This window comes from Peptoniphilus sp. HCN-40583, from assembly GCF_037892835.1.
In the GTDB taxonomy this organism is placed as follows: Bacteria; Bacillota; Clostridia; order Tissierellales; family Peptoniphilaceae; genus Aedoeadaptatus; species Aedoeadaptatus rachelemmaiella.
Window position 1 is genome coordinate 20822 of sequence record NZ_JBBKBU010000020.1, and the last position, 23233, is coordinate 44054.

Here is a 23233-nt window from a genome sequence, read left to right on the forward strand (position 1 = left end):
GAAGGAGATCATGAATGGTAGCTAGAAAAGATAATAAAGGAAGAGCTTTAAGGAAGGGCGAAACTTATAGAGAAAGTGACAATAGATATTCATATTCTTATAAAGACATATATGGAAAAAGAAAATTTATCTATGCAAAGGATCTAAAAAAACTTCGTGAACGTGAGGCAATTCTCTTCAAAGACCAGTTAGATGGTCTAGATGTATATGTTGCTGGCAAAGCAAAACTTAATTTTGTATTTGATAGATATATTTCTACAAAAACAGAACTAAGAGAAACCACTTATACAAACTATGTCTATATGTATGATAGATTCATAAGAGATGGGTTTGGTGAAAATAAAATTGGAGACATAAAATATTCCGATGTTCTTTATTTTTATTATGACCTTATCAATAATAAGGGTTTACAAATCAACTCATTAGAAACGATTCATACAATTTTACATCCTACCTTTCAGTTAGCGGTTAGAGATGAAATCATTAGAAATAATCCCAGCGATGGCGTTATGGCTGAAATAAAAAAGAAAAGTAAGGACAAAAAGAAAACCAGGCATGCTTTAACAGTAGAGCAACAAAGGGCTTTTATGAATTATATTGCAGAAAGCCCAGTATATAACAACTGGAACTTAATCTTTACAGTTTTATTAGGTACGGGATGTAGGATAGGAGAAGTAGTTGGACTTAGATGGTCTGATGTAGATTTTGAAAATAGGACTATAGACATTAATCATAGTATGACTTATTATCCAAGAAAAAAAGATACTTATAAGTGCGAGTTTAAGGTATCTTTACCTAAAACGGAAGCAGGAATAAGAGTTATACCGATGATGGAGCCAGTGTATGAAGTCTTGAAGGAAGAATATGATAAAAGAAAAAAAGAAGGTTTTTGTCCGGTAGTGGTAGATGGGATGACTGGATTTATCTTTATAAATCGTTTTGGAATGATTCACAATCCAGCATCAATTAATAGAGCTATAAGAAGGATATATGAGTCATACAATGCAGAAGAGATAGTAAAGGCAAAAAAGGAAAAAAGAGAACCTTTGTTAATTCCTCACTTTTCCTGCCATCATTTGAGGCATACATTTTGCTCAAGATTTTGTGAAAACGAGACGAATATAAAAGTTATTCAACAAATTATGGGACATGCTAGTGTAGAAACTACAATGGATATATATGCTGAAGTAAATGATGGGAAATTGCAAGAATCCATGGAGGCGTTAGCCAGGAATCTAGATGTGTTTTAAATCATGAATTTCGAAAGACCACACAAAAACTAAGGACAACAAAAAAGACAACAAAATCTTCATTAATACTAAGCAATGGCACTGGACAATACTTTTACTAAATGGCTATATTATGGGATAAACTGGAACTTTAAGGAATGGTACGTTATCCGAGAAACTATTTTTCCCAACCATGAAACCCTTAGGCGAAGGGGAAAGCGAATCGTGGGACGAAAACGACGAAGAATAAACCAAAGGCCTTGCTGACGCAAGGTCTTTTTTCAGTGACAGACGAGGAGAGAAAACATGGACTGGCGTTTAAAGGTTAGCAGCGTTCAAATCGACGAGCGAATGGCAAGGCGGGATCCTTTCGGCTACATGGAAGCGTGGATTCGCCGGGCGGCGGAAGATGCGCCCGACGTGATTCTTCTGCCGGAAAAGTGGAATCTGTTTTCATCCCCCTCCACCCATTTCGACGGGGCGGACAAAAACGGCGACAGAACCCGGGCCCTCTTATCTCGCCTGGCGAAGGCATACAAGGTGAATATCGTTGGCGGCAGCGTGGCGGAAGTGCGGGAGAATAAGCTCTACAACACCTGCCACGTCTTCGACCGTGCCGGGGAAGAGGTGTTGGTCTACGACAAGGCCCATTTGTATCAGGCGGGCATCGAACAGGAATTTTACGCGGCGGGGAACGGGCCGGGCTTTATGACCATCGACGGCATCCCCTGCGGCGTGGCCATTTGCTACGACATGGATTTTCCCGAATACATTCGCTGCTACGCTTTAAAAGGCGTGGACATTATGTTTGCTGCCTTTGCCTGGCCCGCTAAGTGGCTGGAACACATGCGTCTTGTGATTCGCAGTCGGGCCATCGAAAACCAATGCTATGTCGCCGCGGCGGGCATTTGCAAATCCGACAAGGCGGGGAATATGCGAAGCGGCGGCAGCGGCCTGGTCAGCCCGAGAGGGGATCTCTTGGTCTATGGCGCAAGCGACGAGGGAATTTATTCCGCCGTCTTCGAAAAAAAGCACCTCGACGAAGCCCGGCGCTGGCAACACTTTTTAAACGACCGACGAGGGGATTTATACCGAAAACACGGCCTGTAAGCACCGAGGAAAATGAAACGCCTTCATCCGAAAAAGATGAGGGCTTTTTTTCATGCACCGAAAAAAGTTTTATAAAAAAATAACAAACTTGGGCAAGTTTAAATTGAAAAACAATACAATATCGTGTATTATTAAACAAGCGAACGTTTTTATGATCAAAAACCAGGGAGGACTATCATGGACTATTCAAAGAAATACAGTGAAAAATTGATTTCCGCAAAAGAGGCCGCCGCCAAGGTAAAATCCGGCGACCGTGTAGAACTTGGCTGGGCTGCAGGGATCAGTCAAGCAGTGGACAAAGAACTGGCAAAACGCGTCGATGAATTAGAAGACGTATTGGTTTACGGCGGTTTAGCATTCGCCGCACCTGAAGTACTTAAAGTAGACCCGGAAGGCAAACATTTTACCTGGAACTCCTGGCATGCAGGCGGACCCGAGAGAAAAGCCATTAATGCAGGCCCCGGCGCATTCTACATTCCCCTGCGTTATTCGGAACTTCCGAAATATTACAGAGATGAAGTGGACGTCGACGTCGCCGTCGTCATGACCACCCCCATGGACAAACATGGTTACTTCAACTTCGGTTTGAATACATCTCACCAAATGGCCATTTTGGAAAAAGCCAAAACCGTCATCGTGGAAGTCAACGAAGCATTCCCCTACTGCCCGGGTAAATGCGAATCGGAAATCCACATCGACAATGTCGACTACATCGTTGAAGCGGGATCCATTGCTCCCGTGGAACTCCCCGCTTCGGGTTACGGCGATGTCGACAAAAAAGTAGCTGAATTCATCGTCGATGAAATTCCCAACGGCGCCACCCTTCAATTAGGGATCGGCGGGATGCCCAACGCCGTCGGCGCATTGATTGCAGACAGCGACTTAAAAGACCTGGGCGTTCACTCCGAAATGTATGTCGATTCCTTTGTGGACATGGCGAAAAAAGGGAAAGTCAACGGCTCCAAGAAAACCATCGACAAATACCGTCAAGTCTACGCCTTCGCTGCAGGCAGCAAGGAATTATACGACTACCTGGACGAAAACCCGGAATGTATGGCTGCACCGGTTGAATACACCAACAGCGCCGCCGTCGTCGCAGAAATCGACAACTTTATTTCCATTAACAACGCATTGAACGTGGACCTGTGGGGACAAGTATCCTCCGAATCCACCGGCCTTCGCCACATCTCCGGCGCCGGCGGTCAATTAGACTTCGCCTTAGGCGCTTACCTGGCTAAAGGCGGCAAGAGCATTATCTGCTTAAGCTCCACCTTTACCAACAAACAAGGCGAAACCGTCTCCCGGATTCTCCCCAATTTCCAAACAGGTTCCGCCATTACCGTGGCACGCCCCAACACCCACATGATCTGTACGGAATACGGCATCTTCAATGTCAAAGGCCGCAGCACCTGGGAAAGAGCCGAAGGACTCATTAACTTAGCACATCCCGACTTCAGAGATGAACTCATTAAGAGTGCTGAAGAAATGGGTATTTGGCGCAGAAGCAACAAACGATAGGAAAGAGCCGACTGCGGTCGGCTTTTTTTGTGAGGGAATTTAAAGTATGTACGAGAAGATTTACAAAGAAAAACTGAAGACGGCACGAGAAGCGGCGGCCCTGATTCAAGATGGCGATGAAATCGAAATCGGTTTCGGCGCAAACTTCCCCGTGGAATTTGATGCGGCTCTGGCGGAGAGGGCCCATGAGCTGAATCACGTGGCCATACGAAACGGCGTCCTCGTGGATTCCTCCCGCTTGGTAGATGCAGGCGGCCCCTTCCTGTGGCAGAGCTGGCACGGCACCGGCCAAGTGCGCCGCGCCATGGATCAGGGCACGGCCAACCACATTCCCGTGCGCTACTCGGAAATCATTCGCTATGTTACGGAAAACAGAGACACGGACGCCCTGGTGATCTCCGTCTCGCCCATGGACAAGCACGGCTACTTTAACTTCGGCATCGACGGCAGCCACTTTTTCCGACTGGCGGAAAAGGCGAAGACGGTGATCGTGGAGGTCAACGAAAAGCAGCCGCGGATTTTCGGCCTTTGTGAGAGCGAACTCCACATCGATCAGGTGGATGTGATCATTGAGGCAAAGCCCCACGCCATGGGCGTCTTGCCCAATCGAGACTACGGCGAGTTAGACAGAAAAATTGCTGAAATCGTGGTGGAACGCATGGAAAATGAAGCCACGGTGCAGCTGGGGATCGGCGCATTGCCTAACGCCATCGGCGATGTCATCGCAGGCAGCAGCTTAAAGGATTTAGGCGTGCACACGGAAATGTACGTGGACAGCTTTATGAAAATGACCTTGGCGGGAAAAATCACCGGCATGAAAAAAAACCTGGACCGCGGTCGGCAGGTGAGTGCCTTTTTGGCGGGCACCGAGGCCCTTTACGACTTCGTCGACGAAAATCCTTCCATCGTCGTAGGGCCGGTGGATTACGTCAACGGTGCCGCCACCATCGCCGCCCAACACAAAATGACCAGCATTAACACGGCGATTCAGGTGAACCTCAGGGGCGAAGTGAGCTCGGAAAGCGTGGGTACGCGGCAAATCTCAGGCGCCGGAGGCCAATTCGATTTTGCCGTGGGAAGCTACCTGGCGCCGGAGGGCAAGGGCTTTATTTGCTTGCGCTCATCTCGCGTGGACAAAAACGGCCTGCGCCATTCCAACATCGTCCCCGATTTTCTAACGGGCACCATCGTCACCTTGCCCGCCCCGGTGACCCAGTATGTGGTCACGGAATACGGCATTTGCAATTTAAAGGGTAAGAGCCTTTACGAGCGGGCCAAGGCGTTAATCGCCATCGCCCATCCGGATTTTCGCGATGAACTCATCAAGGCCGCTATGAAAAAAGGTTTTTGGAAACCGTGACTTGCATTTTCCTTTTGATTCGTCTATACTATTATCACTGTTTAACATTCTTATTAAGAGCGGTGGAGTGACTAGGCACTGTGAAACCCGGCAACCCTTTTTGGTGCTAAATCCTACAGACGCGACAGGTCTGAAAGATAAGAATGAAAGCCTGCCGCGTGCAGGCTTTTTTTATTGAATCATAAGGAGGAAAAAATGAATAAATGGTTATTTTCCTCGGAATCGGTCACCGAAGGCCACCCGGACAAGGTGTGCGACCAAATTTCCGACGGAATTTTAGATGCGATTCTCGCAAAAGACAAAAACGCCCGCGTGGCGTGTGAAAGCTTGGTTTCTACGGGTATGGTAGTCATCACCGGTGAAATTTCCACCAATGCCTATGTGGACTTCACCAACGTAGTCCGCCAAACTTTAACGGACATCGGCTACGTCCACGGCGTGCAAAACGGCTTCGAAGCCGAATCCGTGGCGGTTATTTCCGCCATTAAAGAACAAAGCCCGGACATCGCCATGGGCGTCGACCGCTTTAAGGAAGCGGGCACCGAGGAGTTGGACGCATTCGGTGCCGGGGATCAGGGGATTATGTTCGGCTACGCCTGCCGAGAAACGGAAGAGCTTATGCCCTTGCCCATTTCCCTCGCCCACAAAATGGCGAAGAAGCTTTCCGACGTGCGCAAAGACGGCACCTTAACCTATCTCCGTCCCGACGGCAAGACCCAAGTCACCGTGGAATACCACGACGGCACGCCGGTGCGCCTCGAAAACATCGTGGTCAGTACTCAACACGACCCGGCGGTGGATCTGGATACCATTCGGGGGGACATCGAAAAATACGTCATCGATCCCGTGGTCGCCGACAAGTGGATGGATGAGAACACGAAGATCTACATCAATCCCACGGGCCGCTTCGTGGAAGGCGGACCGGTGGCCGATGCAGGGCTTACGGGCCGCAAGATCATCGTGGACACCTACGGCGGCTATGCCCGCCACGGCGGCGGTTGCTTCAGCGGCAAAGACCCGACAAAAGTTGACCGCTCCGCCGCTTACGCCGCCCGCTATGTGGCGAAAAATCTCGTAGCCGCAGGCGTTTGCGACAAATGCGAAATCGGCTTGAGCTACGCCATCGGCATCGCCAAGCCCCTGTCTGTCTACGTGGAAAGCTACGGCACCTCGGATCTCACCGACAACGAAATCGAAGACTTGGTCCACGAAGTATTCGACCTGCGTCCCGCAGCGATTATTCGCGACTTGGATCTTTTGCGCCCCATTTACAAAAATGTCGCCGCCTACGGTCACTTCGGCCGCGAAGATGTGACGGCACCGTGGGAAGAAACGAATAAGGTGGAAGCCATCTTAGAGGCATTGAAAAACAGAAAGTAGGGACTTTGTGATCATCGAAGGCGTTTTGGATCATATTATTTTTCGAAACGAAAGCAATGGCTATACCGTCGCCCAATTCATTACGGAGGATACGGATATCGTCATTGTAGGCACGTCCATCGCCTTTCATGAAAAAGAGCATTTGCGCCTGGAAGGCGAGCTGATTTATCACCCGAAGTATGGGGAGCAGTTCGCCTTTGACCGGGTGGAAAAAATAAGGCCGCGAGGGAAGGAAGCCATTACCGCTTACCTTTCCGGCGGCCTTATTCCCCATGTGGGAAAAGTGACGGCGAAGCGCATTGTGGACACCTTCGGTGAGGAGACCCTGCAGATTATCGAAGAGGAACCGGAGCGGCTGAACGAGGTGGAGGGCATCGGCAAGAAAAAGCTCGCCGTGATTTTAGACGCCCTGAAAGAGCAGAAGGGCATGCGGGATTTCTTTCTCGATGCGGCGGCCTTCGATCTCACCAATAAAGAAGCCATGGCCATTTACAAAGTCTTCGGCAAAGATGCCCCGGCCATGATCGAAAAGAATCCCTACGCCTTGGCGGGGAAGGTGCGGGGCTTCGGCTTTTTAAAGGCCGACGGAATTGCGAGAAAAATCGGCATGGCGGAAGACGACCCGAAGCGTATCGTCGCCGCCATGAAATACGTCTTGACCAACGGCGTATTAGACGGCAACTGCTACCTGCCCAAGGACCTTTTAATGGAAGAGGCGGCCCGGGTTTTAAACATGGACGTGACCTTTGTGGAGGAATTTCTGCAAATCCTCGCCGTGGATCCGGACATTTACCTGGCCCAGCGCGTCGGCGTGGTGAAAATCTACTTCCTCAACTACTTCCGCGCCGAGCAATTGGTGGCGCGGGAGATTAAAAAGCGGGGCAAAGTGGATCTCGCCGAGCACATGGCGGAAGACATGGTGAGTGCCGTGTGCGAAAAGCTGGACATGACCTTGGCGGACAAGCAAAAAGAAGCCCTTATGCGGGCCGTGGATTCCCACCTCCTCGTCATTACCGGAGGTCCCGGCACGGGGAAGACCACCACCCTTCGGGCCATTGTGGAAGCCATGGATCGGCTGAATCTTTCCATCGCACTGGCTGCGCCGACGGGACGTGCGGCGAAGCGCATGGAAGAGGCCACGGGCCGAGGCGCCTCCACCATTCACCGCCTCTTAAAATACGACTACATCGACGAAGAGGGCACCGACTCCATCGTCTCCGGCGACGACATCGATGCCGATGTGTTGATTATCGACGAGGCCAGCATGATCGATTTGCTCCTGATGCGAGACGTGCTCACCTCCTTAAAGGAAAAAACCCGCCTCATACTCGTCGGCGACGTGGATCAGCTGCCGCCGGTGGGGGCGGGAAATGTGTTGAAGGATATTTTGGATTCCGGGGAAGTGCCTTCCGTGCAGTTGGACGAAGTGTTTCGCCAGGCGGAAACCTCCTACATCGTAAAAAATGCCCACCGCATCAATCACGGGGAATTGCCTCGGGTCAATGAAAAGGGCACGGATTTCTTTTTTATGGAAGAGAGCGATCCCGACAAGGCCCTGGCACTCATTTGCGATTTGGTGAAAAACCGCCTGCCCGCCTTCTACGGCGTGGATTCCATGGAAGACATACAGGTTCTGGCGCCGATGAAAAAGGGCATTTGCGGCATCGAGCATTTAAACGAAGCTCTGCAGAAGACCTTGAATCCCGGAAAGAAGGGCCTTGAGAGCCGGGGCTTCACCTACTGCGTCGGCGACAAGGTGATGCAGACGAAAAACAATTACCAAATGCCCTGGAAGTCGCAAAACAAAGTTTTCGACAACGAGGGCGAAGGCGTCTTTAACGGCGATTTGGGCCGAGTCACGGCGGTGGATCCCGCCGGCGGGTGGATCAAGGTCCTCTACGACGACAAGCTTTGCACCTACACGAACGAATACTTGCCGGAGCTTATGCCCGCCTATGCCAGCACCGTGCACAAGTCTCAGGGATCGGAATTTCCCGTGGTGGTCATGCCCCTGTTAAACGGCCCGCCCATGCTCTATACGAGAAACCTTCTCTACACCGGCGTCACCCGGGCGCGGAAGCTGGTGGTCATCGTCGGAAGCTTTCAGGTCTTAAAGCGCATGGTTGAAAACAACCGCATTCGCTGGCGCTATTCCGATTTGGATGTCATTTTAAAGGAGAAGAGGGAATGGTAAGGGGATTTTTCGCATCGGGAGACTGCGCACTCTGCAAAAAAGAAGCTGCCTCGGCATTTCACCTCTGCGAAAGCTGTTTAGACACCCTCTCTTTTATGGGGGAGGCGATTTTAAGCGAAAAGGCCTTTCCCGTCTACGCTCTGCTTCGGGAAAATAAGGCGGCGTCCTTTATGATCGAAGGCTTAAAATTTCGCGAAGAGCGGTATTGGGCGGAGGTCTTCGGCGAAATGGCGGCGGATTTTTTGCGCCACAGCGGCCTCGGCCCCTTCGACGCCATCGTCTGCGTGCCCACCTCGGCGAAAAAGCGGCGCATTCGGGGCTACAATCCGCCGGGGCTCATCGCCCGCAAAGTGGCGACACAGATGGATCTGCCCTTTGAAGAGAGGCTTGTGCTCACAAAAAAGGTCAAGGATCAAATCGGCCTCGGGGCCAAGGCTCGGGCATTGAATGTCGAGAACGCCTTCGCCGCAAGCCATGTGTCGGGGAAGCGCCTCTTGTTAATCGACGACACCTACACCACCGGCGCCACCATGGGGGCCGCGCAAAAAGCCTGCATGGATGCAGGGGCGGCGTCTGTTTCCGGCATCGTGTGCATGAAGGCCCGGGATGTGGATTACGAATAAAGGCAATAAAAGAGCGATCTCTCTAAAAAGAGGGATCGCTTTTTTTGTGCAGGGGATCAGATGTGAATGTCGCCTCGATAAAACATGACGGCGTGGCCCGTTAAGTTGACGTGGCCCGGGGTGACGTAGGTTTCCAAAATGCCGCCGCGGCGACTGGCTTGGTAGGCCAAAATGTCGGGCTTGTTTAATTTTTCCGACCAGTAGACGCAAATGTGGCAGTGGCCGGAGCCGCAGACTGGGTCTTCGTCGACGCCGAGCTTCGGCGCAAAGGAGCGGGAGATGCAGTCGTAATCCCCGTCGCCTGCCTTGGTCAAGTGGAGCATGGAGCCTTCCAAGGTCTTGATCTTTAAAATGTCCGGATCGTATCCCGCCAAATCAAAATCATCTTCCATGATCAAGAGTAAATCCCTGCCCATGTAGGCTTCCTTGGGCGTGGCGCCTACCGCCGCCGTCATTTCATCGGTAACGGGGACTTTTTTCAACGGGAAAGTGGGCAAGTCCATGGTAAAGAGATCGCCCTTTCTCGAGACGGGCATGGTGCCGGATTTCGTTTCGAAATAAATCGTGTCCTTTTCCCGCTCCAAAATCAAAAACACGATGTAGGCGGCGGCAAAAGTGGCGTGGCCGCAAAAATCCACTTCCTCTTCCGGCGTGAAGGAGCGGAGCACGTATTTATCTCCGTTTTTAATGACAAAGGCCGTTTCCGACAAATTGTTTTCGTTGGCAATGGCCAGCATGAGCTCATCGGTTAAGAGGCGATCGGGCAGGCAAACCGCCGCGGGATTGCCCTTAAATACTTTTTCCGTAAAGGTATCGACGATAAATTGTTTCATAAATAACTCCTATACTAATCAGAGCACTTGTGTGTGCGACGAGATCAGGCCCGAAAGCAGGGTTTCTTCCCGTGGCCATTGGGCGCCTTTCGTGTTCAATAGATAAAGACTCGCCTGAACGGAACTGCCGACGAGCAGAATCAGGCCGAACAGATAGAGCCATACTAAAAAGATAATCATCCCCGCCAGGGATCCGTAGGTGTTGGAATAATTGGAAAAATTCGCTACATAATAGCCGAATACCGCGTTGGAAAGTAAAATGCCTACGGTGGAAAATAAAGCCGCTGCCAAGTGTACACCGGCTTTCGGCTTCGTGCCTTCAGGCCACTTCGGTGCGAAGCGGTAGAGGCAGTAGAAGCTCAAAAACATATACACCAGGGGCACGAAGGTGGTAATGCGGCGGATGAATGTAAATGCCTTCGGGGGCAGCTGCAAAAACTGAAAAACAAAGCGCAGGGCATTGGAGCCGATGACTTGGGTGACAAAGAGCAAAATCACCAAGGCGAAAAGGGCGATGGTAATAATAAACGACAGGACGGTGAGAGACAAAATGTTTCGATCTTCCGCAATGGAAAGGCTGTCGTTAATGCTCTTAATCAGCTGCTTAATGCCCTTGCTGGCCACATAAATCGTACCGATTAAGGAAATCGACAAAAGGGCCGAAGACGAGTTCAGCTGCAGGTCTTTAAAAAAACTCGTGGCAATGCTTTGAATCTCCGGCGGCAAATTGTCCAGTATTTGCGACACTTTGGAAAGATAGCTTCGGTTCACCACGTTGAGAATATTTAACAGGGCGATAAAAAAGGGGAAGATGGCCAAAACAAAAAAGTAGGACAGGCTCGCCGCCTTTTGTATCGAATCGTTTTTCAAAATATTGTAGAAAAGGATATCGAAAAAAGCGAAAGGCTTTTTTGTAACGAAACCTTTGAGTTTCCTTTTCAATTTATTCATAGAATCCTTCTTCCCTCCTAAGGCGATTATATCATAGTTATGATAGAATAGACCTAAGATGGAGGATGATTTATGCAATACAATATTTTGGTTTGCGACGACGAAAAGGACATCGTCTCGGCAATAAGAATCTACTTGGAAGCGGAAGGATACAGGGTGTTTCCCGCCTACGACGGCCTCGAGGCCCTGGAAGTAATGAAAAAAGAGGACATTCACCTGGTCTTAATGGATTTAATGATGCCTAACATGGACGGCATGTCCGCCATTTTAAAAATCCGCGAAACCAGCAACATTCCCATTATTATCTTAAGCGCAAAAAGTGAAATCACAGACAAGATCATCGGCTTGAACATGGGGGCGGACGACTACATCATCAAGCCCTTTAACGCCGTGGAACTCATCGCCCGGGTCAACTCCGGCATTCGCCGCTACACCTCTTTAGGCGCGGCGGAAATCGACGACGGCAATTACACCGTGGGCCGCATCAGCTTAAACGACAACGCCAAGGAAGTGCGGGTAGACGGGGAAGTGGCCAATTTAACGCCCCACGAGTACAAGATTCTGCGTCTGCTCATGAAAAACAAAGGGCGGGTCTTCTCCAGCGACGAAATTTACGAAATTGTGTGGGAAGAATCGGCCCACGACGTAAAAAAAGTTATTTCCGTACACATCTCCCATTTGCGGGACAAAGTGGAGATCAATCCGAGAAAGCCCGATTACATTAAGTCCGTCTACGGCATGGGCTACAAATTCGAGGACGTGGACTAAATGACCGACAAGAGTCGGCAATTTTTCCAAGGGATCAAAGCCCGCGCCTATAAATACTGCCGGGGCAATTACCTGGAAATCATTTGGGTGGACCTGTGGTTTATCATGGGGTGCATGAGTCTTTTCGCGTCTTTTTTCGGCGGACACGTTTACGATCCTTCCCGCTCCGCCTTCTACAGCCTGACGGTCTTGGTGCTTCTGTTGGTCTTTTGGTGCGTGAAGCTTTTTATGCGGGCCACCACCCGCACCTGGCTCACGGCGAGCATGATTAAAGAAATGAATAAAGAAGCCATCTACGGCTTCTTTTGTTTCATGAATCTGTTTTTAATTATCTACTTTCTCATGGTGTTTACAGGCTTTCCCGTTCTCTACGGCATGTTAATTATGCCCGTTTTGCGGCTCATGCTCATGGGGGAAGACGAGGTGGTTCAAAACCGCATCCTTCGCGCCGCCATTGCCGAGACTCAAAGCTATGTGGACATTACGGCTTTCTCGCCTATGATGAAGGAATCCACCTACGAGGCATTAATGGATCTGACCCGGATCAAAGACAGCATGTATCAGGCGGCTCAGGCCCAGGTGAAGTCGCAAAAGATGAAGACCGAGCTCATCACCAATATCAGCCACGATTTAAAAACGCCTTTAACCAGCATCATTAACTACGCTGACATATTAAGCAAAAAAGACGTCATGGACGACGAGGCGAAAAATTACATTCATATTCTGGGGCGCAATTCCGAGCGGCTCAAGAGCATGATTATTAATCTGATCGAAGCCTCGAAGACGGGCAGCGGCAATGTTACTCTGGAGCCGGTGATTATCGACTTTAACGAATTAGTCAGCCAGATCTACGGCGACGTTGCCGCCGATTATGAATCCAGGAATTTAAATTTCGTCTACACCTCCGATGCGGAAGACATTCCCATTTACACCGACGGCAATGTTTTGAGCCGCGTCATTCAAAACCTCTTTAGTAATTGCTATAAGTATGCGAAAGAAAATACCACCGTCACCGCCAACACCTCGGTGGTGGGGGAAAAGATCTACTTCAATATGAAGAATCTGTCGAAAAACAAGATTAACCAGTCCACCGCCGAATTGTCCAATCAATTCATTCGGGGGGACAAGAGCCGCACCACGGAAGGAAGCGGCCTGGGTCTTTATATTGCCAAAAACTTGGTGGAAATTTTAGGCGGCGAATTTCGCATGATTATCGACGGAGACTACTTCCAGGTCTTTATCGAGCTGCCGAAAGAAATTGAATCCAATTAAAAAACCGGACGAGCGTCCGGTTTCTTTATTATAGGGCGTGTTTAAGATTAAATATCGAAGTCGATGCGACCGAAATTGCCGTCGCGGCGCTTGTAAAGCAGGGCCGGTGCGCTGTCTTCGGCATCTAAGAAGACGAAGAAATTGTGGTTCAACAGTTCCATTTGAAGCATGGCTTCTTCTTCGTGCATGGGCAGAAGTTTAAAGTGCTTCCGCTTGGAAATAATCTTGCCTTGTTCGTCTTCTTCGCTTTGCGGCATGGCTTGTTCGAAATTTTCGAAGCGAATGGTTTCGGCATTTTGGTGGCGCCGTTTCAGGCGGGTCTTGTACTTGCGGACTTGCCTTTCCAGCGCGTCCACAGCCAAATCAATGGAGGCGTACATGTCTTGAGTCGTTTCTTCTGCGCGGACAATGCTGGTCGGTAAGAACACCGTAATTTCAGTGGTGTGATCGCCCTTGGTGGCAGAGAATGTGGCTTTCGCTTTTACCTCTTCGGCAAAGTACTTGTCCAGTTTCGACAGTTTCTTTTCCGCTTGATTTTTTAAAGCTGACGTCACTTCAATATTCTTTCCGTAAAATTCAATACGCATAGTCATGTCTCCTCTCACTACTTTTTATTATAATACCCCGATTCCGAAGATTGAAACGGGCCTCTCCCTTGCAGTTTTTTTTCAGTTTGCTATACTTTTTCTAGAAGTGCAAAAAGGAGAACAGAATTTGAACATTCCACCGGTAAAAGATCATTTGCCCCATGTCGGCATGCGTACATTTAAAACGGCTCTGGCCGTCGTCATCGGATTGTTTTTATCGAATATACTTGGGCTTCATACGCCCCTTTTTGTGGCCATCGCCGCCATGACCACCATGCAGCCTTCGGTCCACGAAACCCACAAAGCCGTCAGACTTAGAATGTTTACCTGCGTCATGGGCGTGGTCCTGGGCTATGTTTTGGCACTGATCACCGACAACATTTACATTCGTCCCTTTATCGCCGGCGTGGGCATCGTCATTATTATCTTAACCCTGCTGAAATTTAAGATGAACCGCTTTATTAATCTCACGAATATTATTTTCGTGGCCAGCTTTTCATCGACGCAATCCCAATTAATTTACGGCGTCAACCGCCTTATCGGGACCTTTCTCGGGATTTTCGTCTCCCTGGTCATTAATTACCTCATCTCCCGGCCCACGCCGAAGCGCAGTTTCGAAAACCTCTTGGAGCAGACATACGAAGATATTTTTCGCCTTTCCGAGGCCGTGATTCTCGCTGACGAAAAGATCGGGCTCGATGCGCTGCAAAAAGAGCTCGCCAAAACCCAGGAATCCTTTGAGCTCATCAAAAAAGAAATGTCTGAGCCCTTTGCCCGAGACGTAGACCTTTACGGCGTGGAAAATCTCCTGGATCATTTCAGCGAATGCTTTATTTCGCTGCGGGTTTTGTCTCATATGAATCTGATGGAAAGCAAACTAACGACGGAAAATAAATTGATTATTCAAGAACTGTTCCACTACACGGAACTGTTTGAGGGCATGGACGAGGTGCTTCCCGATCCCATTGTGAATTTTCACGTCCATGTGGTTTTGGAAAAGCTCCAAGCCACAAAAGCCCTTTACGACGAAGGAGTAACCCATGTCTAATACACAGCTTTGGCTGAAAACCCTGGAGGATATTGTGGCCATTGTGGATTCCACTCGCCACAACATTCCCATGGACGACTTATTTAAAGACGAGGAAATGTATGCGCCCATGCGCGTGTCGATTCCTCATTTCGACTTGGCCGCCTGGCTCATGTTCGACACGGAGGAAAATCGCCCCACCACGAGCCAATTGGTGGGCCAGTTGTGGCGCCACATTCACAAAATGCGCGGCGTGGAGCCTTATTTGGAGCGGATTTTCGATTCCTATCTGTCCATTTACCGCGTCAATTACAAAAGCGAGGCGGGCATTTATGTTCAAAGCCTTCTGTTTCCCGAGCCCGCCGTCATCCTCGAGGCCACGGAAGAGGCGAAGGCGCTGAAAGAGGGGGATCTCTTTTTGGGTCGCATCGTGGAAACTTCCGTGGGCCATTTTCTCTTCAACAAGGCGAAGGTTGTGCCTGAAAAATTACGGGATGCCTTTGGAGAACAGGTCATGGAACTGAAAAAGCGTCAGCCCATGATGCAGGAAAACACAAAGGCCTATGAGGACACCTTAAAAAACGGGAATCCGGAAATCCTCTTTCTCTTTGCCCTGGCCTATGCTCGGGCGGAGGACGAGGAGAGTTTGCCTTTCGACGAGGAGGAAGCGCTTTTGGATGTCTCCGAGGGCATTCTCGCCCTGGCACCGGAATTTGCCGATGACGACGCCGCCGTGGTGGCGGATATGTACCTTCTCGAGCACATGGATTCGGCGGTGCTTATGGCGGAAGGGGTGAATCTTGAGGACAATGGCTTCACCCACTACGACGAGCTTATGGTGGCGGCCTCAAACGACGGGGATTTTGCCGACGACGCCCAAATGCTTCGGATTTACGCCCTCTTTCGCCACTGGTGCCGCATGCGGGGAAACGACGCGGGCCTACGCTCCCTGGAGCCGGCGGATAAAAAAATTCTCGATTACAAAAGGCGCCTCGCCCACTCGGTGCGGGGAATGTACCGGGTAAACAGTCTGGCAGAGGCTCGGGGCGAGATGAAGCGTTCCTCCCGCTGGCTGGATCAGTTCGATCGCTACCTGGAAACCATTCTCGACGAAGATTTAATGGTGACGAAAACCGGCGCCTTGAACCAGAAGAGCTTGGCTCAGGTGCGGCAAAATGTGCCGATTTTTCTGCAAAAGAGCCAAGCCAATCGGGAGAGCAGCTTTCCGGAGCTGGTGTTTTTCAGAAAATTCGCCCTTTTAAAGAGCTTGGTCTTTGTGGAAGAGGGCCTGCTTCTTCCCACCATTCGCCTGGAGCAATACATGCAAATGGAAGACGAAGAAAAGTTGGTGCTTTGGGTAAGCACTCTGTTTAACGAAAAATTCCAAGGAGCAGATGTGTATTTCCGCCAATGGCCTTTTCGAGATGTTTATGCCCAATGCCTCAAGCCGGGCGCCAAGCTTTTCAGGGAAGTGGTCGGTGAAAAAGACGACGTGATTCTGAGACGTATCATGGATCTGGGTCGGGACCTGGATTTATACGACATGGCCGTAAACGACGAGGGGAAAATCATCTTCCGTCCCACGGCTTTCGGCGAGGCGGCGTTTAGTTATCTGGGCCTTTTGGAAAAGGACAATGTCATCGCACCTTTTGAGTGATAAATCCTATTTATCTTAGAATTTCAAGCCCTCGGGCTGTGGTAAAATAATGGCGGAGGCGAAAGATGATGAAAAGAAAAGCCCTTTTGGCGGCGTGTTTTCTTCTCGCCTTCCTAGTGGCGGCGAAGCCTTATTCGACGGAGGAGAAATTTTTTCGCGACATACCATCGAAAAAGCCGGTGGTGGAAACGCCCACCCATGTGCCGGAGCTTTATATCTTTCGGCGATCCAAGGGCGCGGTCCCGGTGCATTACACCTATCCCGTAAAAAAAATAAACGGCGATTGGGCCCTTGCCTACAAGGATTTTATCCGACTGGTGGGAGAAAAGCGCATGGGCTATTTTCCCGAAGAAAAAATCATTACCATCAATCAAATCAATCGCATTTACATGGCGGCGGATAAAGCCGTGGTGGTTCGCTCATCGGGGCGAGCAGAGGCCGCGTCTTATCCCACATTTGACGGCGACGCACTCTATGTGCCCCTGGTCTTTACACTGAAGGAAATGGGCTATGGAATCAATCTGTCAGACGACGGATCCCGCCTGTTGATTCTGCCGCCGGAGGATCAAACGAAAGTGGTCCCCGATCGCGCCGTGAAGGTGGGAAGCATCTCCCCCTATCGCGACGGCGCCATGGCCACGGAAATTTACGATATCAGCACCACGCAGATCATGGGCTGGGGCGAAAAAGTGCCCGGAGGCATGGGCAGCTTTTTTCAAATCAACGAAAAACAGTCCATTCGCTTTATCGGCGACTTGGCCTTAGACGCGCCGGTGTACTACGACGACGAAACGAAATCGGCCCTAGCTGTGGATGGTCAGCGGCTAGTCATTTATTCGCTCGATAAAATGAGCCGCAAATCCTATCCCTTGCCCTACGCCATGGAAGGCGCAGAAAGAATCTGCTACGACCGCGGCCACGTGTACTTTCAAAGGCCCGGCGGCATCTACGCCTACTCGCCGAAATCGAAAGTGTTAAAGCGGGTAGTGGATCGGGACACGGAAGACTTCGATGTTCAAGACGGACGCATTATTTACCGAAGAGGCGGCGTTTTGTTTATACACGAAGACGACCGGGAAGACAGGCCCTTGGATTCCAAGGCGGCCCACTTCAGCCTCAGTGCGTCCTACATTCTCCTGGACGACGGGGATTTAGGCCTTGTCACCATTCTCGATAGAGATACGCTACAGGCCGTGTCTTTTGCAGCCTACGACAAGAACAAAGGCCACAGCGTCAAGCTCATGGGCGACAGGTACCTGGCTTTCGGACAGGGGCGATTGGTACAGCTAAAGGATTTAGATTCCGATGCGACCTATTTATTGGACATGGTAAATATTGAAGATACATTAAAGGGCCGCCGCGTGCTGTGGCTATACAACGGCAGTGTGCTGAAAGGCTACGTCTACGGCGACGGCAGGAAAATTGCACAAACCATTACGGTGCACCCTTAAGGAGGAGCTATGAATAAAGAAGAAATGGAAAGACAACGGCGGCGCAGAAAAATGCGCATCCAAAAGCGAAAGAGACAGGCGCGCCTTCGCGGCCTCGTGCTTTTGGCCGTGATTTTAATCGTCTTCGCCGGGGCCTTTCATAAATTAAAACGTCTCGCCGCTTCTGGCGCATCGGATGGGGGCGGCAACCAAATCGAATGGTTCGTCCTTAAAAACATGGATGCCCTACATACCGTGGGCAGCTACACGCCGCAAGAAATCGGCAACTTAACCAATAATATTATTAACGACCGCATTGAAATTCGCCTGGCCAAAGGTGAAAACCACATTACCCGCGCTTCGAGTTACGCCTACGATGCGGGAGAAATTTCCGAAATCATTCAAGGCAAGCGGGAATATACGGGCAAGAAAAAAATCGCCTTCTTAACCTTCGACGACGGCCCGAATCACAAGATTTCGCCCCAAATTTTGGACACGCTGAAAGAAAAAGATGCCCACGGAACCTTCTTTGTCGTGGGAAAAAGCATCCATGAAAAAAATCGCGATATTTTGCTACGGGAATTAGTCGAAGGCAACGCCATTGCCCTGCACTCCTACAGCCATGATTACACCAAGCTTTATCCCGGACGGGTTGCCGATACGGCGGCCATCGAAGGGGAAGCCATCAAAACGCAAAAGGCCCTGCAAAGCATATTAGGGAAAAACTTTCATGCCGGCGCGTGGCGTTACCCCGGCGGGCACATGAGCTGGAAGGGGCTGGATGCGGCCGATCAAAAGCTGAAAGACATGGGCATTTCCTGGATCGACTGGAACGCCCTCACCGGCGATGCGGAACCGGCCAGTCGCCGCCCCACTACGGCTGCAGGCCTCGTGGAATTTTTGAAGAAGTCCATGCCGAAAAACGGCGACGCTTCGGTGGTCGTCATTTTAATGCACGATGCGGAAACGAAGCAGCTTTCCGCCGACGCCTTGCCCCACGTCATCGACGCCCTTCGGGACGACGGCTACAGCTTCGGTATCTTAAAGTAGGGAATTATGCAGCACACATCCCTGCTTTTAATGCTCATTACCATAGGGACCAAATGTTTTGGATTGGCTAGGGAAAAAGCCCTAGCCCATTTTTTTGGCACATCCGCCGTGGCGAATATTTTTCTTATCGCCTTTACTTTGCCTATGGTCTTATCCAATCTTTTTTCAGGTTCCATCGCCGGCGGCTTCATTCCCGTCTACACGGAAATGGCCCACAGAGGAGGTGAGGAGGAAGCGAATCGCTTCACCACCACCTTGGCCTTTGCCGTGGCGGTCATCGCCTTAATCCTCAGCGTCCTCGCCATTATTTTTGCGCCGGTACTGGTGCATGTGATGGCGCCGGGCTTTCAAGGCGCCACCTTCGAGAAAACCGTGGCCATGAGCCGGGTGACGGCACTGAGCATGACGGTAAGCGCCGTCTTTTCCATCTTTAAAGCCTATTTGCAAATTCACGAACACTTTATCGTCTCCATGTTCCACTCCGTGGTCATGAACAGCATTTTAATCGCGGCCATGTTCTTGGGCCGCGCCGGCGACTTGCGCCTTCTGGCCCTGGGCATTTTGTTCGCTTTTTGTTTTCAATACGTGATCTTTTTGCCCTATCTGAAAAAAAGCGGCTTTCACCTGCGTAGAGGCTATCCCCTGAAAGGGGCGGCCATGGGGCATATGTGGCGCTTAATTTTTCCCATATTAATCTCCACCTCGGTCTTGGAGCTGAACAATATTGTTAGCAAGGCCATGGCCTCCGTCATCGCCCCCACCGGGGTCGCGGTCATTAACTACGCCACGAAGATTCAGGGATTCGTCACGGGCATTGTGGTGACCAGCATCGTTACCGTCACCTACCCCCGCATGGCGAAGCTGGTGGAAGATAAAAGCAGCGAGGAACTGTCTCGTGTGATGCGGGAGAGCCTCTCTTTGATGGCGGCCTTCGTCTTGCCCGCCACCGTCGGCGTCCTGTGCTTTCACAAAGAAATCGTGCAGCTCTTGTTTTTAAGCGGCGCCTTTTCCGCGGAAGATGTGCGGGCCACGGGGGAAGTGCTTTTGTTTTACGCCCTGGGCCTTTTCGCCATCGGCATTCGGGAAATCGGCGTACGGATTTTCTACAGCCGAAAAGACGCCCGCGTGCCCTTAATCAACGCGGCGTATATGGCGGCGGTTAACGTGGCTTTAAGTTTTATTCTCGGAAAAGTCGTGGGCCTAAGTGGCCTGGCCATAGGCACCTCCGTCTCCCTTTGGGTGGGGGCCGTGGGCATGCTGGTCCATTTAAAGAACACCGCCATGGGCCTAAAACTCGCCGGCGGCGTGAAAAATCTGATAAAAATCGCCTTGGCCTCGGCCCTCATGGGCCTTATCGCCAAGGGCGCGGAGAAAATCCTTCTGGGCTTTCTTTCGCCGAATGTGGCCCTTTTGGGCGCCATGGTCGTGGCGGGAATAAGCTACCTCCTCTTGGCCCTGGTCATGAAATTTGATGAAATCGAACAAATAAAAAAATTGCTTTATGTCAAGAAGAAAGAGGTATAAACTAGAGCGAGATTATAAATTTAATAATTCATATAGAGAAGGGAAGAGCATGAAGAGAGAACAACTGGTAGATTTTTTAAACAAACAAGCCATCGACGCTACCTTGCTGAAAGACGTAGAAGATTTTGTCGCAGAACACAAAGTGGATCCCGCCGTGGCGGATCGTGTGCCCGTATCCATTTACCGCTACTACGGAAAAAGCATTTGGGAAAAAGCCATTTACGCCATTTTATCCGGCTACCACATTTTGCTTTCCGGCCCGAAAGCCACGGGGAAAAACGTCTTTTCCGAAAACCTGGCCCAACTTTTTAATCGCCCCATGTGGAATATGTCCCTTAATGTCAATGTAGACAGCGCCTCTTTAATCGGCGTGGACACTTTCAGAAACGGGGAAGTGGTGTTGAAAAAAGGCCCCGTCACCTTGGCGGCGGAAAAAGGCGGTTTCGCTATTTTTGATGAGATCAACATGGCGAAAAACGAATCCCTTTCCGTGGTGCACTCGGCGCTGGACTTTCGCCGCATGATCGATGTGGCGGGCTACGACCGCATTCCTCTGGACGATGCCACCCGCTTCATCGGCACCATGAACTACGGCTACATGGGCACCCGTGAATTAAACGAAGCCTTAATCAGCCGCTTTATGGTCATCGACATGCCGATTTTGGAAGGCGAAGGACTGAAACAAATTTTGCGGGAAGAAACCCATTTAAACGAAGAAGGCATGCTCCTCTTTGCCCGCCTCTTTACGGACCTGCAAAACAAAAGTTTGGAAGGCGAAATTTCCTCCAAGGCCGTGGATATGCGTGGCCTTTTCGGCGCCCTTACCATGATCGAGCGGGGGCTGGATGTGAAAGAAGCCCTGAACATGGGCATCGTCAATAAATCCTTCGACCGCTTCGAAAAAGAAGTGGTGGAAGATGTCATCGATACCCTTTTTGCAAAAGGCGTGACGAAAGGTGAACTCTTCCGATGACCTGGACGGACAAGCGGCGACAAAATGTGTACTGGACCGTCGGCGGCAATTATCAGCGACGTTACAGCGGCGAGGGCGACGGCTTCGACGCGGCGGAATCGGGAATGATCGATCGGGCTTTTCCGAAAAATCGCCTGGTGAACTTCGTGGCAAAAAACACGCAAAATGTCACCAACGGCAAGGACATGAACGCCGTGGCGCGGATCTTGGCCCTGCAGTATACGAAAAATACCTTGTACAGCGAGCGGCCCGGAATCAAGGCCATGGCCAAAGATAGTTACAAAACACGCTACCGCACCTTGGATTTTTTAAACAAAAGGGACTTGGCGCAGGAAATTGAAATGCAATACGCCGCCTACCGCATGGGCAAGCCCATGAGCGCCGGCACGTTCCTGGAGCCTTTAATGCGCAAGCTCATCGCCGGGGATAAATTAAAAAGCGAAGGCGAATTTTACGAGTACTTGGCGCGACTGTGGCGGGAGCATTTCCACGTGAATCCCACTTTAACCTTCGAAGTGGAAAAAAAGATCGAGGTTAAAGACGTGCCGCCTCCGCCGGAGGAAGCGGAGCCGAAAAAGAAGCGCCGCCAAATCGTGGAGACCAAGGCGGAGCAAATCGAAGACAAGGACACGGAAATCATCGAGTCGGCGGAATTTTCCGGCGTCATTCGGGACACATCGAAGGTGGTGGAATCCGACGCCTCCATTACCAGGACCCGCGCCGACAACGAAGCCCGTACCTTGGCTCGAGTACGCAAACACTACGGCAAGGAGACCCTTTCTCCCGCCAAGGCAAAAAAAATCGAGTCCACCATCGCCACGGGGCTGCACCAAGGCATGCGCCTGCACGTCACGAAAGGCAATTTCGAAAACGACATGGGGGCGCGGTTTTTCGAGGATCAAATCCTCGCCCAAAGGCAAGAAACGGAAGCCATCTACGAAAAAGACCGCCACATTTACGAACGATCCATCTTTGAATTAAGAGAAATCATTCGTAAAAACCTGCTGGACGACTCCTCCCAGGAATCCGTGCGGGCCGCCAACGGCGCCATCGACACGGGCCTTTTGTGGCGCCACGTAATTTTAGGCGACGACCGCATTTTCAAGAAAAATTCCTTCGAGCAGGAAAATTCCTTTGCCGTGGACATTCTTCTTGACATGAGCGGTTCCCAACAGGATCGGCAGGCGGAAGTGGCCATTCAGGGCTTTCTCATCGCCGAAGCACTGACCCAACTTCGCATCCCCACGCGGGTCATGGGCTTTTGCAATCTCTTTAATTACCAAATCATTCGCATCTTCCGAGACTACAAAGACGACAGCAAAGAAAATCGCGAGATCTTCTCCTACAAAGCCAGCGGATCCAATCGCGACGGCTTCGCCCTGCGCTACGTCTTCGAAACCATGGAAGAAATCGAGTCGGACACGAAAGTGCTCATCGTCCTTTCCGACGGCATGCCCAACGACCTGCTCTCCGTCGGCCTGGATACGGGCAAAGGTGATGTCGTCGACTACGAAGGGGAAGACGCGGTCTACGACACGGCGGCGGAAGTGCTTCAGGGCAAACTGAAACAGCGTGCCGTTTTAGGCGTCTTTACCGGCGAGGACAAGGAGCTGGATCAGGAAAAACTCATCTTCGGCACGGACTTCGTGCGCATCAAAGATTTGGAACGCTTCTCCGTGGTCGTTGGAAAATATTTAAAGAGCGTGGTGGAACGCTTGCAATAAAAAAGAGCCTCGAGGGCTCTTTT

General features: G+C 50.6%; 19 protein-coding genes and 1 riboswitch. Of the genes, 16 read left to right on the top strand and 3 right to left on the bottom strand.

What is annotated here, in order from left to right; genetic code table 11:
- The first annotated feature begins 14 nt into the window (after positions 1-14).
- The 7 genes from WKT05_RS07175 (at position 15) to WKT05_RS07205 (ending at position 9414) form a co-directional block, all read left to right on the top strand.
- Positions 15-1250, top strand: a complete 1236-nt coding sequence (locus WKT05_RS07175) for a site-specific integrase (protein ID WP_282924700.1) — start codon at positions 15-17, stop codon at positions 1248-1250.
- A 285-nt stretch (positions 1251-1535) separates the two neighbouring features.
- The gene (locus WKT05_RS07180) at positions 1536-2339 is read left to right on the top strand and encodes a nitrilase-related carbon-nitrogen hydrolase (RefSeq protein ID WP_340413536.1); all 804 of its coding nucleotides are present in this window, start codon (positions 1536-1538) and stop codon (positions 2337-2339) included.
- Between the two features lie 177 nt (positions 2340-2516).
- Positions 2517-3857: a butyryl-CoA:acetate CoA-transferase gene (locus tag WKT05_RS07185; RefSeq protein ID WP_340413537.1), complete on the top strand. Its 1341-nt coding sequence runs from the start codon at positions 2517-2519 to the stop codon at positions 3855-3857.
- Between the two features lie 46 nt (positions 3858-3903).
- The gene (locus WKT05_RS07190; protein WP_340413538.1) at positions 3904-5217 is read left to right on the top strand and encodes an acetyl-CoA hydrolase/transferase family protein; all 1314 of its coding nucleotides are present in this window, start codon (positions 3904-3906) and stop codon (positions 5215-5217) included.
- A gap of 47 nt (positions 5218-5264) precedes the next feature.
- A riboswitch (SAM riboswitch) is annotated at positions 5265-5361 on the top strand.
- 51 nt (positions 5362-5412) lie between these two features.
- The gene (gene metK / locus WKT05_RS07195; RefSeq protein ID WP_215508089.1) at positions 5413-6597 is read left to right on the top strand and encodes a methionine adenosyltransferase; all 1185 of its coding nucleotides are present in this window, start codon (positions 5413-5415) and stop codon (positions 6595-6597) included.
- A 25-nt stretch (positions 6598-6622) separates the two neighbouring features.
- The gene (gene recD2, locus WKT05_RS07200; protein ID WP_340413540.1) at positions 6623-8791 is read left to right on the top strand and encodes an SF1B family DNA helicase RecD2; all 2169 of its coding nucleotides are present in this window, start codon (positions 6623-6625) and stop codon (positions 8789-8791) included.
- Positions 8785-9414: a ComF family protein gene (locus WKT05_RS07205; protein ID WP_340413541.1), complete on the top strand. Its 630-nt coding sequence runs from the start codon at positions 8785-8787 to the stop codon at positions 9412-9414. Before recD2 ends, WKT05_RS07205 begins: the two co-directional genes overlap by 7 nt.
- A gap of 56 nt (positions 9415-9470) precedes the next feature.
- Here the strand turns inward: WKT05_RS07205 and WKT05_RS07210 are convergent, their stop codons facing one another.
- Together WKT05_RS07210 and WKT05_RS07215 are read right to left on the bottom strand one after the other, a co-directional pair.
- Positions 9471-10247, bottom strand: a complete 777-nt coding sequence (locus WKT05_RS07210; RefSeq protein ID WP_340413542.1) for a PhzF family phenazine biosynthesis protein — start codon at positions 10245-10247, stop codon at positions 9471-9473.
- Positions 10248-10265: 18 nt separating this feature from the next.
- On the bottom strand, positions 10266-11198 hold the full coding sequence (locus tag WKT05_RS07215) for a YihY/virulence factor BrkB family protein (protein ID WP_215508085.1): 933 nt from the start codon (positions 11196-11198) through the stop codon (positions 10266-10268).
- Positions 11199-11270: 72 nt separating this feature from the next.
- On the opposite strand from WKT05_RS07215, the gene WKT05_RS07220 reads away from it, so the two are divergent.
- Both WKT05_RS07220 and WKT05_RS07225 read left to right on the top strand, forming a co-directional pair.
- Positions 11271-11966, top strand: a complete 696-nt coding sequence (locus WKT05_RS07220) for a response regulator transcription factor (RefSeq protein ID WP_215508084.1) — start codon at positions 11271-11273, stop codon at positions 11964-11966.
- Positions 11967-13238, top strand: coding sequence for a sensor histidine kinase (locus WKT05_RS07225; protein WP_340413544.1), 1272 nt, complete (start codon positions 11967-11969; stop codon positions 13236-13238). It abuts the gene before it with no gap.
- A 47-nt stretch (positions 13239-13285) separates the two neighbouring features.
- Here WKT05_RS07225 and hpf read toward each other — a convergent pair whose 3' ends face one another.
- Positions 13286-13825 carry a ribosome hibernation-promoting factor, HPF/YfiA family gene (hpf, locus tag WKT05_RS07230; protein WP_340413545.1) on the bottom strand — a complete coding sequence of 180 codons (540 nt, stop codon included), beginning with the start codon at positions 13823-13825 and terminating at the stop codon, positions 13286-13288.
- A 127-nt stretch (positions 13826-13952) separates the two neighbouring features.
- Between hpf and WKT05_RS07235 the strand changes: the two genes are divergently transcribed.
- The 7 genes from WKT05_RS07235 to WKT05_RS07265 all read left to right on the top strand — a co-directional run bounded on the left by WKT05_RS07235 (position 13953) and on the right by WKT05_RS07265 (position 23210).
- The gene (locus WKT05_RS07235) at positions 13953-14873 is read left to right on the top strand and encodes an FUSC family protein (protein WP_340413546.1); all 921 of its coding nucleotides are present in this window, start codon (positions 13953-13955) and stop codon (positions 14871-14873) included.
- A complete protein-coding gene (locus WKT05_RS07240) occupies positions 14866-16509 on the top strand; it encodes a hypothetical protein (protein ID WP_340413547.1) in 1644 nt (547 codons plus the stop codon). Before WKT05_RS07235 ends, WKT05_RS07240 begins: the two co-directional genes overlap by 8 nt.
- Positions 16510-16574: 65 nt before the next feature.
- Positions 16575-17960 carry a hypothetical protein gene (locus tag WKT05_RS07245; RefSeq protein ID WP_340413548.1) on the top strand — a complete coding sequence of 462 codons (1386 nt, stop codon included), beginning with the start codon at positions 16575-16577 and terminating at the stop codon, positions 17958-17960.
- Positions 17961-17969: 9 nt separating this feature from the next.
- Complete coding sequence (locus tag WKT05_RS07250; protein WP_340413549.1) at positions 17970-18989, top strand: polysaccharide deacetylase family protein; 1020 nt, start codon at positions 17970-17972, stop codon at positions 18987-18989.
- 6 nt (positions 18990-18995) lie between these two features.
- Positions 18996-20513: a murein biosynthesis integral membrane protein MurJ gene (gene murJ, locus WKT05_RS07255; RefSeq protein ID WP_340413550.1), complete on the top strand. Its 1518-nt coding sequence runs from the start codon at positions 18996-18998 to the stop codon at positions 20511-20513.
- Between the two features lie 64 nt (positions 20514-20577).
- Positions 20578-21486 carry an AAA family ATPase gene (locus WKT05_RS07260; RefSeq protein ID WP_421949889.1) on the top strand — a complete coding sequence of 303 codons (909 nt, stop codon included), beginning with the start codon at positions 20578-20580 and terminating at the stop codon, positions 21484-21486.
- Positions 21483-23210, top strand: coding sequence for a hypothetical protein (locus tag WKT05_RS07265; protein WP_340413551.1), 1728 nt, complete (start codon positions 21483-21485; stop codon positions 23208-23210). The genes WKT05_RS07260 and WKT05_RS07265 overlap by 4 nt, the downstream gene beginning before the upstream one ends.
- Positions 23211-23233 lie beyond the last annotated feature (23 nt).

Coding starts and splice junctions, on each gene's coding strand:
- WKT05_RS07175 (WP_282924700.1), top strand. CDS start 15: ATGGTAGCTAGAAAAGATAATAAAGGAAGAGCTTTAAGGAAGGGCGAA.
- WKT05_RS07220 (WP_215508084.1), top strand. CDS start 11,271: ATGCAATACAATATTTTGGTTTGCGACGACGAAAAGGACATCGTCTCG.
- WKT05_RS07190 (WP_340413538.1), top strand. CDS start 3,904: ATGTACGAGAAGATTTACAAAGAAAAACTGAAGACGGCACGAGAAGCG.
- WKT05_RS07210 (WP_340413542.1), bottom strand. CDS start 10,247: ATGAAACAATTTATCGTCGATACCTTTACGGAAAAAGTATTTAAGGGC.
- hpf (WP_340413545.1), bottom strand. CDS start 13,825: ATGCGTATTGAATTTTACGGAAAGAATATTGAAGTGACGTCAGCTTTA.
- metK (WP_215508089.1), top strand. CDS start 5,413: ATGAATAAATGGTTATTTTCCTCGGAATCGGTCACCGAAGGCCACCCG.
- murJ (WP_340413550.1), top strand. CDS start 18,996: ATGCAGCACACATCCCTGCTTTTAATGCTCATTACCATAGGGACCAAA.
- WKT05_RS07225 (WP_340413544.1), top strand. CDS start 11,967: ATGACCGACAAGAGTCGGCAATTTTTCCAAGGGATCAAAGCCCGCGCC.
- WKT05_RS07245 (WP_340413548.1), top strand. CDS start 16,575: ATGATGAAAAGAAAAGCCCTTTTGGCGGCGTGTTTTCTTCTCGCCTTC.
- WKT05_RS07240 (WP_340413547.1), top strand. CDS start 14,866: ATGTCTAATACACAGCTTTGGCTGAAAACCCTGGAGGATATTGTGGCC.
- WKT05_RS07215 (WP_215508085.1), bottom strand. CDS start 11,198: ATGAATAAATTGAAAAGGAAACTCAAAGGTTTCGTTACAAAAAAGCCT.
- WKT05_RS07250 (WP_340413549.1), top strand. CDS start 17,970: ATGAATAAAGAAGAAATGGAAAGACAACGGCGGCGCAGAAAAATGCGC.
- WKT05_RS07265 (WP_340413551.1), top strand. CDS start 21,483: ATGACCTGGACGGACAAGCGGCGACAAAATGTGTACTGGACCGTCGGC.
- WKT05_RS07180 (WP_340413536.1), top strand. CDS start 1,536: ATGGACTGGCGTTTAAAGGTTAGCAGCGTTCAAATCGACGAGCGAATG.
- WKT05_RS07185 (WP_340413537.1), top strand. CDS start 2,517: ATGGACTATTCAAAGAAATACAGTGAAAAATTGATTTCCGCAAAAGAG.
- WKT05_RS07205 (WP_340413541.1), top strand. CDS start 8,785: ATGGTAAGGGGATTTTTCGCATCGGGAGACTGCGCACTCTGCAAAAAA.